Below are 14,742 nucleotides of genomic sequence, written 5' to 3'. Positions count from 1 at the left end.
AGCTTGCCAATCCCGCCAAGCGTACTTGTATCAACTCCAGCAATGCCCGGACACGTGCAGTCACGGAATGACGATGGTTGTGGCCTCCAGTAGTTGCGGAGGGGCAAGAGTAAGGTCCAGTGACACCTGCGCTGGTCCGACCAGGTCGCCATCTTTGGGCGATCCGTTGCGTACCGGGTCGCATTCGACCAGCGCGACAAACCCGGCGTCGTATAGCTACTGGTGCTCCGGGCACAGGCCCCTGCCGACGATCGTTTTCTCATTCATCCTCGCGCGCAGGCGTTTGTCGAGCAGAATCGAGCCGGTGTCGTGGGGGCTGCCGCAGGCCGGGCAGACGCGCTGTTCCAGCGACACGTGGGACTTTTCATTCATGAGGGTGACTCCGGTTGCTCGGGCAGGAATGCCCGGCCACCGGTCCCATGGCTCTACGTGAAGCAGTCACAGGGTCGAAGACGACACGGGCCGCAAGCGTTCCGTGGGACAATGAAAGGAACAGCAAAGCCGCCCTTAAGCCATCTCCAGCACAAGCGGCAGCGCGCAGGCCCGTTGCAACGCTTCAGGCCGGAGGCGTCAGGGTCAAAGCCGAATGGCCGCGACTCTACGAGGCGCGGGGCGTAAGCACGCGAGCCCGGCGGCGCCTTCGCCGGACACCATGTGCCCTTCGTTGCTCCTATAATGTGTAAAGGGAACATCGGTAGGACATTGATCGACCGATCAATTATCGATCCGTCAACGGCGAACAATAGGGGGAATAGAAGTGATTCATACGGAAAGTGACGTGACGCTGCAGGGAGAGGTTTCGGAGGGAGCACCGTCTTACCTAGGCTGCGCGGATAACAGCGTCTTTGGTCGATTTCTGCCGTCGGTGCTGCACATTCGTGCAAGTACTTTCGCTGATCTCGAGCCAGAGCATGACGACTCAGGACCTCGTGCGATCTCCACGCATGCGCATGAGTATGTGCACTATCTGCACAGCATCGGAACGACGGCGGGCCAGCTCTATCTGCTGTCCCATCTCCTCCTCCTCCGTTGTGCTGCCTCCGGCACGAATGGAAATGGCCATTTCCTCGGCCTTGAAGCACTGGATGAGCCCAATCGCGGCCAGTTGATCGGGATCCTTCGTTGCATGCAGGAGCTTCGAGGCCAGAAAAAAATTGCCTTTGGCACAATCATTGGACGATTGGAATTCGACCCGCCGCGGCGTATTCAGCCTACTGACTCGGCCATCATCGAGGTTGAACGGCTCGCCGTTGTCGCTCGCGGGACACGATCTGACGGGACGGTGGTCACGGACGAGATGGAGATTGCCTATAGCTTCGTTACAGAGGGTGTCGCCTATGCAGTGGATCGCGAGATACGGCGTCTGCAGGGCAAAGAGCTCCCGGACCAGCTTGACGCACAGGTACCTCTCTATCCCTACCGTGCCTACGGTGAGCTCATCGATGCTTGGGTCGGTCGCGAAACTTCTGTGCTCGAGCGGATTTTGATCGGCAACGCCGCTCTCGGTCATCGCGCGGTTGGTCTTACGTTGCAGAGGGCCTGTGAGGCAGTTCGCCAATCCGAGCGGCCTGCCGAAGAAGTGATTGCCCCCATCATCCTCGAGGGATTGGAGGAATCGAAGGCTATCATCGAAAAACTGGGGGAAGTCATGTCAACCACCGCAGCCGATCCAATGGTAGCGGCGGGACTTTCCGCCTATCTGGAGCTTGTCGATCGCGCAAGCTTCTGCCGTCGGCGCCTGCTTGCCCCGGAACGCCTATTAATCGAGCAACCACTCGATGTCGAAGGTTTCAGGCGGGTAGTAGGCAATCTAGTTGACGCGATGGTGCTTCAGGAGAAACCGAAGGCAAAAGAGGACGGGGAAGCAGAACTTACGATTAATTGGATTGGCCCAGGACACGTTGCCAACGATGAGTACCAAATTTCAGGGCTGGCTGCACTTCAGTCAGCGTTTCATTTCAATAGTCTGCATCATGGCGGTGACGGGACTATGGCGCCGACCAGCTCCATCGCGGCCCATGTGTGCCCCTACAAGGGAGCATGCGAGGTGAAGGTGAGCGAGGATGAGGCTGAGCTGTGCATGTCAGCCCCATGGATGATGTTTGTCGACAGCAAGCCGGGGACGTCAGTTTGCTGGTATGCCGCTGGTGTGAAAACGGCTCGTCGTGCTGAGCTGGGCGCTGCTTCACCTGCGACGCCTAACCGTTGATGCATGATGCGCAGTTCGCTCGACAAGCTAGAAGAGGCGGGAAGCGTGCCAACGATATCTCAATGACTTTGCCACCCGCTCCTTCCGTGACATCGCCGACCAGGACTAAACATGGCGCGGGCCGCATACCGGACGACGCTATATCCGCAGTTCCTGTGGTCGGGACTGTAGGCGATCGAAAAGCACATCAAGGCCATCTTGCCCTACAACCGCATCCCGCAGCCGAAGGGCAAGGAGTCGCTGAGACACGATCTGCCCGTGCGCTGGAGTTGACCAAACAAGCCCGGTTCGAGATGTCTTTGTCCGCAACGTCAATGCAGATAATCGAGCACTTGGATACGTATGGCCGCTTCCTCTATCTGGAAAGCTCATACCACCTGGACGGCCAGGAACTGCTCATGCTCGACCGAGCGGTATGGGAGGTCCGGTTGTACTGCCGTGTCCTCGACCATACGATCACGACCGGCGCCGGCGAGATCATCGACATGCTACCCAAGTACCTGAGAACGATCGAATTTGAACTGCGCAAGCCAGCGCGCCGGTTTCTCATTCCGGGCGGCGTCCTAGAGAAGATCTTGGCGAAGCGAGACCACCCCGCTCGCCCATTCTTGGTCTGGAACAATCTGCTCTTCAACCAGCACCATCGTAAATCCCTGCAATGGCGCCCTCGCCGACATCTGGTCAACTCACCACTTGCCCTACGGCCAGAACTGCTCGATGAGGTGAATAAGTACGTGTGGCTTCCGGGCGACGCCATCAAGGCATACATCTAGGAGATCGAAGCGCGTCGGTCAGACCGATAAAGGTATGGCTGCCAATGAGTCTCTTGAGCTCGGGCGTCTTTGGATCAATGTTTTGCGATGAATATCGGAACGGCTGTAGAGACTCTTCCCTACCCCCGATAAACATCCCTAATCGCTTCCCGGTTACGCTTGCTTCCATAAGAAAAACTTTCACGATATCGGCGTAACCCGAGCCAGGAAGTCGCGTTGGCTAGGACCCGCTCTACTTCTCTTCACTTAAGGGAGGACGTACATAGCGGAGATCCTGTCTGCGAGAGGCGCCAAATTGCTGATAGTTCGCTCGGGCTTGTGTGAGGCTGAGGTTGCCATTCGGGCCACTTAGTACCTCATCAGCATCATCGTCGTCTTGGCCATCATCCTCCCAGAAACAAACAGCGCAAATCTCAAATCCCCCTCGCTCGGACAGCGTCTTGTAGCCACAACAGGGGCAGCGCAGTGGCAGGTCTTTGATCAGCATGACGTAGCAACCCAATAAAATGGATCCCCGGATCCGGTGGAAATACTCCCTGCAGCGGAGGTGCTACGCGACGCTCGCATCAGGATTGTCTGTCAAAGGCGATACAGACTGCCAGCGCCGTCCAGTGGCGTCCCGTCAATGCAGTACGCCATCGGCAACCCCTGCGACCATCCTGCCGCCATGGCCTGGGCATCACGCAATGGATCGGATGCCTTGGCGCGCTCGTTGCGAAGACGGCAGGTTTCGGGGTCTTGGGCGAACAGGCCGCGCGCGAACATTCTGCCCTGCTCTGCCAGCTTGGTGGTCTTGGGTCCGCGGATTGCGGCAAAGCGCGGCAATGCTTGATCCAGCGCACCGTCGGCCTCTTCGAGGCACCGCGCCAGATGCCAGGCGTCTTCCAACGCCTGACAGGCGCCCTGACCCGAGGTTGGTAGCGGCGCGTGCGCCGCATCGCCGACGAGCAGCACGTTTGCTCGGCTCCAGGCGTGCAGCGGCTCCACGTCGTGCACGGCGATCAGTTGGATGGAGTGCGCCGGCGTGGCTTCGATGAGGCGTGCGACAGGCTCCGGCCATCCTGCAAACAGATCCATCACTTCCTTGCGCATCTCCGCTGCGGGCGTCGCCTCGGGCAATGGCCGCGCCTGCGCGGCGGCCCAGTACACCAGATCCGTCCGGATCGGCACGCAGCCGAAACGGTCGCCAGCCCCCCAGTAGTCATGAATCGCCATGTCGCTCAGCAACGGGACACTTCCCTGGGCAACGCCGATCCAGTTCACGAACCCTTGGTAGATGGGCGTGTTGTCCCCGGCGACGAACTTGCGCGCCACCGAGCCCATGCGGCCATCCGCGCCAATGAGCAGATCCGGACAGATGCTCTTCCCGTTCTCGAACCGTTCCACGGCCTTGCCGCCGGCATCCAGATCAATCGCGACCGCCCGATGCCCGAACTCCACCTGGATACCAGCGCGTGCCACGTGGTCCAGCAGTACCGCCTGCAAGTCGCGGCGCAGGATCGTATGGGTCGGGTAGCCCATGAGTTGGTCCAGCAATGTGATGTCCAGGCCACCCAGCGCGTTACCCGCTGCGTCTTTGCGGTGTACCGACACTGGCCGACCGCCCACTGCCCCGACATCCTCCAACAATCCGAGTTCTTGCAGCACAAAGCCCGCGTTGGGCCAAAGCGTCACGCCAGCGCCCATGGTGGCCGGCCCGTTCCGACGTTCATAGACGCGGAGGGTGTGCCCCTGCTTGTGCAACGCGAGGGCCACGCTCAAGCCTGCAATGCCGCCACCCAGTATTCCGATCTCCATGCCGATACATCCCGATTCGATTGGTCCAGGCGTGCCGTTGCAGGGCAGCCATTGGACGGGAGTGCATCTTGGACCTCGCCAATTCCGCTAACTAGCATGCGAAAATGGCGGGGTTTCATACCCTATTTGGGACAATAGTGCGCACCAACCTCGATCTGAATGCAGTCCGCGTCTATGTGGCCGTCGTCGACGCGCAGAGCTTTTCCGGGGCTGGGCGCCTGCTGGCCTTGCCGTCGTCCAACGTCAGCCGTCATGTCGCGGCACTGGAGCGCAGGCTGGGCGTGCGCTTGCTGGAACGCAGCACGCGCCATCTGCGCATGACGGAAGCCGGGAGGCTGGTTTATGCCCGTGCCAAGCCGCTCCTCGACGCTTTGCTCTCCACGGAGGAGGAGCTCGGCGCAGTACAAGGCGAATTGAAGGGGCCTCTCAGGATGTGCATGCCCAACGAAGCGCCCAGGTTGCTCGCGCCTATCCTCGCGGAATTCTGCAGCCTCCATCCGGGCATCGAGTTGGAATGCGACACGCGCCTCACCGGCCTGGAAGTGTTGCGCGAGGACATGGATCTCTCCCTCGTCTTCCATCGCGGGCGTCAGGATGACAGTACGTTCATCACCCGCGAACTGGCGACCTTGCCCAGCATCGTGGTCGCGTCCCCCGCGCTATTGGCCCAAACCGGGACGCCGCGACACGTGCGCGAACTCAAGTCCTTGCCGTGCATCACCACCGTGAGCGCACTGAAGGGTCAGCCCTGGCAGTTTCTCGATCCTGCGGGTGAGATCGTGAAGGTACCCGTGCGCAGCCGCTATCGCGTCAACAGCGGGGAACTTGCGGTGGCGGGCGCGCGTCAGGGCCTTGGCTTCGCGATCGTTGCTGCTTACCCATGCCAGGACGATCTTGCCGCGGGCCGGTTGCAGGAAGTTCAACTGGATCTAAGCCCTGCCCCGCTGCAATTGCTTGGCGCCTACAGTCACCGTCATTCGGTCACTGCGCGGGTTCGGGCGTTGCTGGAGTTCATCCAGGTGCGATTGCAGGTGTTCGGGGGTACGTCAACGTAAGGCACGTTGCAACAACGTGGCGTGGAAGCCTCCCTAATCAGCTACTCCGCAAACTTCTGTCTTGGCCAACGCCTGCCGTTCGCAGCCGTTAGCTTCCGCCGTGCAAAAGCACGCGCGCGCACTCAGCGACAGGATTCCGGCAACTTCTCCAGCAAGCCCGCCACCACCGGCGTCAGCCGTTTCGCGACCTCCGGCGGAATCGCCTCACCTGCCCCCTGCCCGCCTTCGCTACGGGCTTGTTCGCAGGCTTTGACGATCCGCGGGCGCATGCCGGACCACAGCGCTCTGCACTGCCAGCCATCCCGGCCCAGTGGCAACACCGCATAGGCGATGGACTGGCATTCCTGTGCCGCGCGGGCGCCTAGCGATTGGCCGGAGTACTCGTGCGGCACGGTGTCCAGCGTGGGTTGGTAGTAGCTGTCGGGGAACGCGGCCGCGTAGCGTTCCGGGTCCAGTTGCAGCGGCAGGCCGGTCGCCGTCAGGTCGAGCGCGCGGTCGCAGGGCGCAGCGGCGGCGATGCGCTGGATCGCTTGGTAGATCGGATGGTCCAGGTCGGGTTCGCGCGTCGTCACCTCGGACGTTGCGACCAGCACCGGCAGGCGGGCGCGGTTGGCCATCTTGGCCAATTCACCAGAATGGGCCGGTGCGCAGCGTTCGCGGATGCTGGCCGCAATCAGGAATGTGGCGTCGCGCGCGAATGCGGCGTCGCTGTGCAGCAGTGTGGTGATGCGCTTGTCGGCTGCATCTTCGGACAATGGCGCGACATGAAATGCGGGCACAGTTGGCGGGTGGATCGCCGTGGTCGCAGCAGCACGCGGTGTCGGTGCCACATGCCCGTGCGTACGCAATGCCAACAGCACGCCGCCGGCAACGACGACGCCACAGGCGGCGATCGCGATCGCCAAACGCATCGGCGACTTCAGGCGCATCGGACCGTGCCCTCAGCCCTGCACCGGGGTGAGCGTGGCGTCTTCCGCCTCGTAGGTGGCATTGGCGATATCGGCCTTGAAGTCGGCCAGATGCAGTCGCCCCCGCAGGTGGAACGGGTCCCACAGCTCCGGGACGTCGATCGGGGTGCGCAGCACCACGTGCAGGATCTGGTTCGGTGGCGGCGGTGGTACGTGGATGCAGGCGCCATAGAACGGCACGAACAGCAGTTCGCTGACCTTGCCCTGGTCGTCGCTTTCCAGCGGCACCACGTAGCCGTCCAGGGCGAAGCGTTTGCCTTCCAGGCCCTTCACCACTTGCGATGAACCGAACTGCGCGGCGCGCTGGGTGCCGGAATGGTCGATCGGCATGCCATTGACCACCGAGGGACCATCGTCGACCGGCGCCGGCTGATCCAGCACCGCGGCGTCGCCTCGCCACGCCGTGCCGATCCGCGGCGGCGGGCGCTGGTAGATGTCGTTCGCCGGCGCCAGTTGTTCCCAGCGCTCCACTGTGTCCGGGACGGCGTCGGCGGCTGCGGTCGCATGCGTCGCTGCCGGCGATGGTGCCGGCGTCGTGTCCGGCTGCTTCCCGCCATCACCGTGGCAGCCCGCCAGCAGGCACAGCAACGCAACCGGCAGGAAATGGCGATCAGCCTTTTTCATAGGGATGCAGGTGCGCCTGCTCCATCGTGTAGGCGGTACCGGCGAGTTCGCCGTGGAGGGTTTCCGCGCGCAGTTGGCCGCTCAGGTAGAACGGGCTGTACATGTCGGGCGGGTCGATCGGGGTATCCAGGCGCACATGCACGATCTGGTTCGGTGGCGGGGGCGGCACGTGGATGCAGGCGCCGTAGTACGGCACGAACAGGAACTCGCGCACGCGGCCGGCGTCGTCGCTGTCCAGCGGCACCACGTAGCCCGGCAGGCGCACCTTGCGCGCCAGCACGGCGGCCACGGTGTTGTAGGTACCGGTCTGCGGCATCGCACGCTTGCCGGTGTGGTTGACCGCTGGTTCCTCGCTGTTTTCCAGCGCCTTCAGCTCGGCCGGCGGCAGCATCGCGCTCCAGTCCAGCTCGCGATAGCCGTCGGCATCGGGCTCGCCCAGTGGCGGGTTGATCGCCGCTTCCTTGGTCGGTGCTGGCTGCGCCGCCGCTGTCGCCTGCGCTTTTTCCGGAATGGGGGCTTGTTGCTGGCGGCCGCAGCCGCACAGCAGTGCGAGCGCCAGCAAGGGAAGGATCCAGCGGGTCATGCTCACAGCTCCGGCGACAGGCCATCGGCCAGGGTGCGGCGATAGGCCAGCAGGGCCGGCACGATGCCGGCGAGCACGCCGGCCAGCAGCACGCAGCCGAGCCAGCCCCATTCCGCCGCGCTGGGTGCGATGCGGTTGATCGCCAGGCCGAAATGATCGAGCACCCAACCGCGCGCCAGCCAGCTGGCCGCGGTCACCGCCAGCAGCGCCAGTGCGCACGACACCACGGTGACCAGGCCGGCCTCGAACAGCAGCAACCAGGCGATGTCGCGCGGCCGTGCGCCGACCGCGCGCAGGATCGCCATCTCGCGCCGGCGCTCCTGCAGCGTGGCCACCAGCAGCGCGACCATCGACACCAGGCCGAGCAGCACCACCAGCGAGGCGATCATGCGCAGGGCGCCTTCGGCCGTGCCCAGCGTGCCCCACAACTGTTGCAGGGTGACGCCGGGCATGATCGCCAGCATCGCTTCCTCGGGGTACTCGTTGATCCGCCGCTGCACCGAGAAGGTGGCGATGCGGGTCTTCAGGCCGAGCATGAAGGCGGTGATGGTGTCCGGGGTCAGGTCCATCGCCCGCGCCTGCGCGGCGCTGACGTGGTGGCCCGGAAGCCGCACGCCGGAATGCCAGTCGATATGGATCGCCTCGATCGCCTGCAGCGAGACCAGCACGCTGGAATCCACCGGCGTGCCGGTGCGGCGCAGGATGCCGACGATCCGGAACGGCTTGTCGGCATGGGTAGCCAGACTGATCCGGCCGGTGCCGTGAGTCAGCACGATCTCGTCGCCGAGGTGGCGGCCGAGCGCGGCGGCGACGTCGGCGCCGATCACCGCATCGTAGAGATCGTCGAACGCCCTGCCCTGCGCGAATGCCAGGGGATGCTTGGCGCCGTAGTGGTAGTGCTCGAAGAAGCCGGTGCTGGTGCCGACCACCCGGTAGCCGCGGTAGGAATCGCCCAGCGACAGCGGCACCGCCCACTTCACTTCGGGCATCGCGCTCAGGTCCTGGTAGCTCTTCCACGACACGTTGTTGGTGGCGTCGCCGATGTGGAACACCGAGTACAGCAACAGGTTCACCGGACCCGAGCGCGCGCCGACGATCAGGTCGGTGCCCGACACGGTGCTGGCGAAACCTTCGTGCGCCTGCGTGCGGATCCGCTCCACGCCCAGCAGCAGGGTCACGCTCAGGGTGATCACCAGTACGGTCAACGCCACGCCCAGGCGCCGGCTGCGCAGGCTGGCCAGGGCCAGCTTCAACAGGCTCATCGTGCACCTCCCGCGCCGGCGCGGTTGAGCGTGGCCAGGTCGGCCTGGGCGTCGAACAGCGGTGCGATCGACGGATCGTGACTGACCACGATCGAACTGGTGCCGCCCTGCCGGCACTCGGCGAACAGCAACTGCAGGAAGGCCTGCGCGGCGACCGGGTCGAGCGCGGAGGTGGGTTCGTCGGCGAGCAGCAGCGGCGGCCGGGCGATCAACGCGCGCGCGGCGGCCACGCGTTGCTGCTGGCCGACGCTGAGGCGCGCGGCCGGGCGCGACCACAGTGCCGCCACGTCCAGGCCCAGCGCGACCATCAGCCGTTCGATCTCGGTGTCCAGCGCCTGCGTGCCCGCCGCCAGCCGGCCGCGGCGCGCCGAGAACTGCAGGCCCAGCGCGATATTGTCGCGGGTGCTCAGGAACGGCAGCAGGTTGAACTGCTGAAACACCACGCCGCAGTGGTCGGCGCGGAAGCGGTCGCGTGCGGCCTTGCGCAAGGCCGCCAGGTCCTGCCCGGCCACGCGCACGCAGCCGGCGGTGGGCTGCAGCACGCCGGCGATCAACGCCAGCAAGGTGCTCTTGCCCGATCCGCTGGCGCCGCGCAGCAACAGCTGTTGCCCACGCGGCAGCGCAAACGATGCGATGTCCAGCACCGGTGCGGCGGCGCCGGGATAGCCGAAGCGCACCTCGGTCAGTTCGACGACGTGGTGCTGGTTCATTCCGGCAGCTTCACCCGGGTCTGCCCGGGCACGACCTCGATGCGGCCCTGGCCCGCAGCGGTGGCGACATCGACCAGCACCGTGTGCAGCCCGGGGAAACGTTGTGGCAACAGCACCTGCAGGTGATCCAGACGCGCCGGCTGCGTGCAGTTGAACGCGTACCGGGCGTGGAACTCGGCATGGCTGTGGCCGGGCTCGTCCGGATCGGCCATCGCCACGTCGTAGCCCTCGGTGGTGACCTGCGCGCTGCGCAACGAACAGGCCGCCGCGACCGGGAACTGCAACCAGCCCACACCGCGCAGGGTGGCGACCGCGGCCTCCAGCCGCTGGCGCTCGTCGGCATCGCGCGTCGGGTGTTCGAAATCGAGGATGCCGATGCCGGGCGCGCTGAGCTGCACGTCCACGGCGGTGCCGTCGACGGCGACCTCCAGGTTGGCCTGGCCGTGCACGTGCGGGCCGTGGTGGCGGATCGCAGCGGTGGCTGGCGAGCTGGCGGAGAGGAGCAACAGGATCAGGGGAATGCCAGGTCGCATATGCAGTGCATCGGTTGAGTTACACTATAACATTAGTGAACTATCGAGCGCGGGTGCAAGCCTGCCGTTACCGTCAGTCAGCCGCGGTTCGCATCCGGCCACCACCGACGCGCCTCGCACGGCGACCCTGTGCCGCGATGGGCGCCGAACTCCAGGGATCTTCATGTCTTCTTCCATCATTCCCGACAGCTACACCGCCTGGCGCCACTGCATCGAGGTCGACTGCGGCCTGCGACTGGAGCCTGCCTACGTCGCGCAACGCATCGCCGCGCTCAACGACCTCACCGACCACCACACCCAGCAGTTCGTGCGCTGCTGGGGCGAGCCGCATCGCCAGCAGGTGCTGCAGTGGTTTGCGCAGGCGCAGGCCGCATTCGCCGAAGGTCGCGCCTGAACCCTCGCGCGCGGCACGACGCGGTCGCCGGTGCCGTTGGACGGCGATGCATTCCTTCTGCGAACGCCGCGCGGCGCGGCATCGCGACGCCCTGATCCAATCAGAACCGTGAGTGGTCAAGCGATGAAGGTCGGCCGCGGCCTGCGTGCGCATTGGTGGCGCGCTCTGCCTTGAAGCGCTGACGCCCCTGGACGGGAATGCCAACTTAGCCGTCACCATCTCACTGACACATGCGCTGCAAAGCAGGCTGCCAAGCTACGACAGCTGCCGGTAGCATGCACGCGCATCGCCGCCCGGCATCCACTTCCCACGCTCCCGCAAGGACACCCAACGTGCCTCTCGCTTCCATCGCCAGCGTGCATCCCGCACGCCGCTTCCTGTCCGCCGCCATGGCCTGCCTGCTGCTGTCGGCAGCCACCGGCGCCCAGGCCCGGCCGCAGCCCTCGCAGTTCCAGATCGTCGAGAGCGTGCCCGAGGCCAGCGTCTACGGCGAACCCGGCGTGCCGCGCACCCAGCAGACCTGGCTGGCGATGATCAACGGGGCCAGGCAGCGCATCGACATCGCCGCGTTCTACATCTCCGAGAAGCCCGGCACAGGACTGACCCCAGTGCTGGACGCGCTGGCCGCACGCGCCCGCGCCGGGGTGGCGGTGCACCTGCTGGTCGACCACACCTTCCTGGCCAAGAACCCGGACAGCGTCGCCTGGCTGGGCAAGGTGCCGGGCATCACCGTGCGGGTGCTGCCGGTCGATACGCTGACCGGCGGCGTGCTGCACGCCAAGTACATGATCGTCGACGACGCCAGCGTGTTCGTCGGCAGCCAGAACTGGGATTGGCGGGCGCTGGAGCAGATCCATGAGATCGGCGCGCGCATCGACGACGCGCGCTTCGCCAAGACCTTCGCCGCGAGCTTCGACTACAGCTGGCGCCTGGCCGACGAAGGCAATCTGGCCAAGGCGCAGGCGCGCGGCGTGCAGCCGCCGGACTTCGTTCCGGTCACCGCCACCGATCCGGTGCTGCTGGATGCCGGCAGCGACGCGCCGCTGATCGCCTTCCCCGCGTTCAGCCCGCCGGCGCTGCAGCCGGCGTGGGTCAGCGCCGAGGAGCCGGCCCTGGTCGAGATGATCCGCGCCAGCCAGCATGCGCTGCGCATCCAGGTGATGACGCTCTCGGCGATCCGCAGCTTCGGGCCCAAGGGCTGGTGGGCGCCGGTCGATAGCGCCATCCGCGATGCCGCCGCCCGCGGCGTGCAGGTGCACATCATCGTCGCCGACTGGGCGCTGCGCGAACCGATGCAGGCCTATCTGAAAAGCCTGGCCGCACTGCCGAACATCGCGGTGAAGTTCAGCCGCCTGCCGCCGGCGCCGCAGGGCTTCATCCCGTATGCGCGGGTCGAGCACGCCAAGTACGCGGTGGCCGACGACCGCAGCAGCGTGATCGGCACCGGCAACTGGGAATGGAGCTACTTCAATACCGCGGTGGACGCCTCGGTGTTCGTCAAGGGCAAGGGGCCAGCCGAGACGCTGACGCGCATCTTCGACCGCGACTGGAACGGCCCCTACGTCACCACGCTGCAGCCTGGGCAGAACTACGAGGCGCCGCGTACCGAGTAGTCGCTGAGTCGTCCTGCGCGGCCTGTGCGTCCATGGGCGAGCCGGCGCGTGTCAAAGCATGCGCTCGGCCCGAAGACCCAGCGCCGCGTCAATGCGCTGCGTTAACCTGTCGAATGTTGCTGCGACGGTCTTGCGCGCCGATCCCTACGAAGTCTTAACCAGCACTCCCTATCCTGGCTCCGCGCTGGAGGGCGGCCGCAGCGCCGGGCATTACCGCATGCGCCACAACGCACGCCTCCCACCGCGTACGGACATCAAAACAAGGAGACGCCATGAAGACGCTGCACGCACTCGTGTTCGCAGGAAGCTTGTTGGGCCTTGCCTCGCCGGCTTTCGCCGAGGTCGCCAATCTCACCAACAGCGCCGACGGTGCCAACCGCGACGCCGGCATCGCCGCGGTCAAGAAGAAGTTGCAGGACGCCTGCACTGAACGCAAGGGTAAGCCGGACCCCAACTCGTTCGAGGTGGTGTTCGAGAAGACCAGCCAGAATCCGGACGTTCCCAAGCCGTACTACGTGGATGGAAAGATGAAGTGCGATATCCCGTAGGGGGCGTGTGGCCATTTAGCCTTGCCTGTCCAGATGGCATGGCCTAGGAACAAGACCCCGCTTGCGGGGTTTTGTTTTTCTGCTGGTCCCAAATATCGGACTGCCTGACGCATACGAAGCAGTAGGCTGCAGCGGACCGAGCAGCGTGTGGCCCCTGCTCATGAAGGCGGTGCTGGCGGAGATGCTGTCGGCTCAGGAAGCCCGATCAGCCAACAGCAGCGGCGACACGGTCCCGCGTTGCACCATCACGCAGTGGTCGGCGATGGCGGTCAGGCCGAGGCGGTGCGAGACCGCGACCAGGGCGGTCTGCGGCAGCCGCCGCCGCAACGTGCTCAGGACCTGCTGTTCGGCGGCGGCGTCGAGCGCACTGGTGGCTTCGTCGAGCAAGGCGACGCGCGGTTGCCGCAGCAGCACCTGGGCGAGCAGCAACCGCTGCAGTTCGCCGCCGGACAGGCGCGCGCCGGCGCCGTGTGCGGCGGTGTCCAGGCCGGCGCCGCCCTGCAGGCGCGTGGCCAGGCCGACGTCGCGCAGGGCTTCCCACATCGTGGCCTCGCTCGCGGCCGGCGCCGCCCAGGCCAGGCAGTGGCGCACGCTGTGCTGCCAGGGTCGCACGCCCTGGGCGACATAGGCCAAGGGCTGCAGCGCGGCGCGGTAGCCGGCGAAGTCGAGCGCACGGCCGTCGCAGTGCGCGGCGAACTGCGGTGGCGCGACCATGCCGGCCAGCGCGTCCATCAGGCTGCTCTTGCCGACGCCGGATGGGCCGCTGATCAGGGTCAGCGTGCCCGGCGCGAGGACCAGACCGGTCAAGGCCACCGCGGCCAGCGGCGGCGCCAGGCCGATGCGTTCGATCTGGATCGGCGCCGTCGCTTCTGTCGCCGCACCGGGCTGTGCCGCCAAGGTGCCAGGTGGCGTTGGCAGCGTGCCGAGCGCGACGTAGCGCTGCCACAATTCCAGCGCAGGCGCGGCCGAGCGCAGTTGCTGCACGCTCTGCCGGGTCGAGACCAGGTACGGCAGCAGCCGCCCCAGCAGCAGGCCGACGGTGATCAGCGCGCCGCGGTCGATGCCGTGCCACACTCCGGCCAGCAGCATGATCGCGGCGATGGCCGCCACCGCCGCCAGTTCCAGCAACAGGCGGCCGGAGGCGACCAGCGCCTGCTGGCGCGCGTAGCCGTAGGCGAGCCGACCGGCGATCGCTTCGTAGGCTTCCTGCTCGCGCGCCTCGCGGGCGAACGAGCGCACGTGGCGCAGGCGCCGCGGGAAATCCTCGCTGAGCCAGAACAGCCGGGTCATGTCGGCGACGTACTCGCGGCTGACCCGGGCCTGTTCGTGGCCGGCGATGCGGAAGGCGAGCAGGCCCAGCGCCAGCAGCGGCGGCAGTGCCAGCACCAGCATGGGCGAGACCAGGAACGCCGCGGCCAGGCTCACCGCCGCGGTGATCGCCGCCACCAGCAGTTGCAGCAGCGCGCTGAAGCCCTGCACCACGATCTCGACGTTGTAGGTGAGCAGGTTGGCGATTTCCGCCGAGCTGGCATCGGCCAGGGCCGGCAGCGGCGCCTGCAGCAGGCGCGCATGCACCTGCCGGCGCAGGTCCAGCGCGTGGCGGCTGGCCAGGTCCGCGGCCAGTCGTGTGCCCCACCAACGCAGCAGGGCGAAGCCGCTGCTGGCGGCAACGA

The 14,742-nt window shown here is 65.7% G+C and carries 14 protein-coding genes and 1 pseudogene; 6 read left to right on the top strand and 9 right to left on the bottom strand.

Annotation, left to right across the window (positions count from 1 at the left end; translation table 11 throughout):
* Positions 1-156: 156 nt before the first annotated feature.
* A pseudogene (locus tag CEK68_RS04830) lies at positions 157-372 on the bottom strand (ATPase); the annotation flags it as partial.
* Between the two features lie 406 nt (positions 373-778).
* On the opposite strand from CEK68_RS04830, the gene CEK68_RS04825 reads away from it, so the two are divergent.
* Both CEK68_RS04825 and CEK68_RS04820 read left to right on the top strand, forming a co-directional pair.
* Positions 779-2,209: a hypothetical protein gene (locus tag CEK68_RS04825; RefSeq protein ID WP_152238704.1), complete on the top strand. Its 1,431-nt coding sequence runs from the start codon at positions 779-781 to the stop codon at positions 2,207-2,209.
* 332 nt (positions 2,210-2,541) lie between these two features.
* Positions 2,542-2,982, top strand: coding sequence for a hypothetical protein (locus tag CEK68_RS04820; protein WP_193314111.1), 441 nt, complete (start codon positions 2,542-2,544; stop codon positions 2,980-2,982).
* Positions 2,983-3,561: 579 nt separating this feature from the next.
* On the opposite strand, the gene CEK68_RS04810 is transcribed toward CEK68_RS04820, so the two are convergent.
* Positions 3,562-4,779 carry an FAD-dependent monooxygenase gene (locus tag CEK68_RS04810; protein WP_152238701.1) on the bottom strand — a complete coding sequence of 406 codons (1,218 nt, stop codon included), beginning with the start codon at positions 4,777-4,779 and terminating at the stop codon, positions 3,562-3,564.
* 137 nt (positions 4,780-4,916) lie between these two features.
* On the opposite strand from CEK68_RS04810, the gene CEK68_RS04805 reads away from it, so the two are divergent.
* Positions 4,917-5,834: a LysR family transcriptional regulator gene (locus CEK68_RS04805; protein WP_152238700.1), complete on the top strand. Its 918-nt coding sequence runs from the start codon at positions 4,917-4,919 to the stop codon at positions 5,832-5,834.
* A 122-nt stretch (positions 5,835-5,956) separates the two neighbouring features.
* On the opposite strand, the gene CEK68_RS04800 is transcribed toward CEK68_RS04805, so the two are convergent.
* The 6 genes from CEK68_RS04800 to CEK68_RS04775 are packed head-to-tail and all read right to left on the bottom strand — an operon-like array spanning position 5,957 to position 10,487.
* A complete protein-coding gene (locus CEK68_RS04800; RefSeq protein ID WP_226977756.1) occupies positions 5,957-6,763 on the bottom strand; it encodes a hypothetical protein in 807 nt (268 codons plus the stop codon).
* 12 nt (positions 6,764-6,775) lie between these two features.
* Positions 6,776-7,426 (bottom strand): DUF3299 domain-containing protein, encoded by a 651-nt coding sequence (locus CEK68_RS04795; RefSeq protein ID WP_226977755.1) that lies wholly within the window; start codon positions 7,424-7,426, stop codon positions 6,776-6,778.
* Positions 7,413-8,009, bottom strand: a complete 597-nt coding sequence (locus CEK68_RS04790) for a DUF3299 domain-containing protein (RefSeq protein WP_017916601.1) — start codon at positions 8,007-8,009, stop codon at positions 7,413-7,415. The genes CEK68_RS04795 and CEK68_RS04790 overlap by 14 nt, the downstream gene beginning before the upstream one ends.
* Positions 8,010-8,011: 2 nt before the next feature.
* A complete protein-coding gene (locus CEK68_RS04785; RefSeq protein ID WP_193314114.1) occupies positions 8,012-9,265 on the bottom strand; it encodes an ABC transporter permease in 1,254 nt (417 codons plus the stop codon).
* Positions 9,266-9,267: 2 nt separating this feature from the next.
* Entirely contained in the window at positions 9,268-9,981 is a 714-nt protein-coding gene (locus CEK68_RS04780) for an ATP-binding cassette domain-containing protein (RefSeq protein WP_043092026.1), read from the bottom strand.
* Complete coding sequence (locus CEK68_RS04775; RefSeq protein WP_150409122.1) at positions 9,978-10,487, bottom strand: DUF2796 domain-containing protein; 510 nt, start codon at positions 10,485-10,487, stop codon at positions 9,978-9,980. The genes CEK68_RS04780 and CEK68_RS04775 overlap by 4 nt, the downstream gene beginning before the upstream one ends.
* Positions 10,488-10,677: 190 nt before the next feature.
* Between CEK68_RS04775 and CEK68_RS04770 the strand changes: the two genes are divergently transcribed.
* From CEK68_RS04770 to CEK68_RS04760, 3 genes are all read left to right on the top strand, one after another.
* Positions 10,678-10,908 carry a hypothetical protein gene (locus CEK68_RS04770; RefSeq protein ID WP_017913716.1) on the top strand — a complete coding sequence of 77 codons (231 nt, stop codon included), beginning with the start codon at positions 10,678-10,680 and terminating at the stop codon, positions 10,906-10,908.
* A 332-nt stretch (positions 10,909-11,240) separates the two neighbouring features.
* Positions 11,241-12,521, top strand: coding sequence for a phospholipase D-like domain-containing protein (locus CEK68_RS04765; RefSeq protein ID WP_226977754.1), 1,281 nt, complete (start codon positions 11,241-11,243; stop codon positions 12,519-12,521).
* A 272-nt stretch (positions 12,522-12,793) separates the two neighbouring features.
* The gene (locus CEK68_RS04760; RefSeq protein WP_017910537.1) at positions 12,794-13,069 is read left to right on the top strand and encodes a hypothetical protein; all 276 of its coding nucleotides are present in this window, start codon (positions 12,794-12,796) and stop codon (positions 13,067-13,069) included.
* Between the two features lie 192 nt (positions 13,070-13,261).
* Here CEK68_RS04760 and CEK68_RS04755 read toward each other — a convergent pair.
* A partial coding sequence (locus CEK68_RS04755; protein ID WP_152238698.1) for an ABC transporter ATP-binding protein occupies positions 13,262-14,742 on the bottom strand: 1,481 nt, incomplete at its 5' end.

This window comes from Xanthomonas sp. LMG 12461 (assembly GCF_009192935.1).
Taxonomy (GTDB): Bacteria; Pseudomonadota; Gammaproteobacteria; order Xanthomonadales; family Xanthomonadaceae; genus Xanthomonas_A; species Xanthomonas_A sontii.
The sequence above is the reverse complement of the archived record's forward strand: the minus strand, read 5'-3'. Positions and strand labels throughout refer to the sequence as shown.

Coding starts and splice junctions, on each gene's coding strand:
- CEK68_RS04795 (WP_226977755.1), bottom strand. CDS start 7,426: ATGAAAAAGGCTGATCGCCATTTCCTGCCGGTTGCGTTGCTGTGCCTG.
- CEK68_RS04810 (WP_152238701.1), bottom strand. CDS start 4,779: ATGGAGATCGGAATACTGGGTGGCGGCATTGCAGGCTTGAGCGTGGCC.
- CEK68_RS04800 (WP_226977756.1), bottom strand. CDS start 6,763: ATGCGCCTGAAGTCGCCGATGCGTTTGGCGATCGCGATCGCCGCCTGT.
- CEK68_RS04780 (WP_043092026.1), bottom strand. CDS start 9,981: ATGAACCAGCACCACGTCGTCGAACTGACCGAGGTGCGCTTCGGCTAT.
- CEK68_RS04790 (WP_017916601.1), bottom strand. CDS start 8,009: ATGACCCGCTGGATCCTTCCCTTGCTGGCGCTCGCACTGCTGTGCGGC.
- CEK68_RS04760 (WP_017910537.1), top strand. CDS start 12,794: ATGAAGACGCTGCACGCACTCGTGTTCGCAGGAAGCTTGTTGGGCCTT.
- CEK68_RS04770 (WP_017913716.1), top strand. CDS start 10,678: ATGTCTTCTTCCATCATTCCCGACAGCTACACCGCCTGGCGCCACTGC.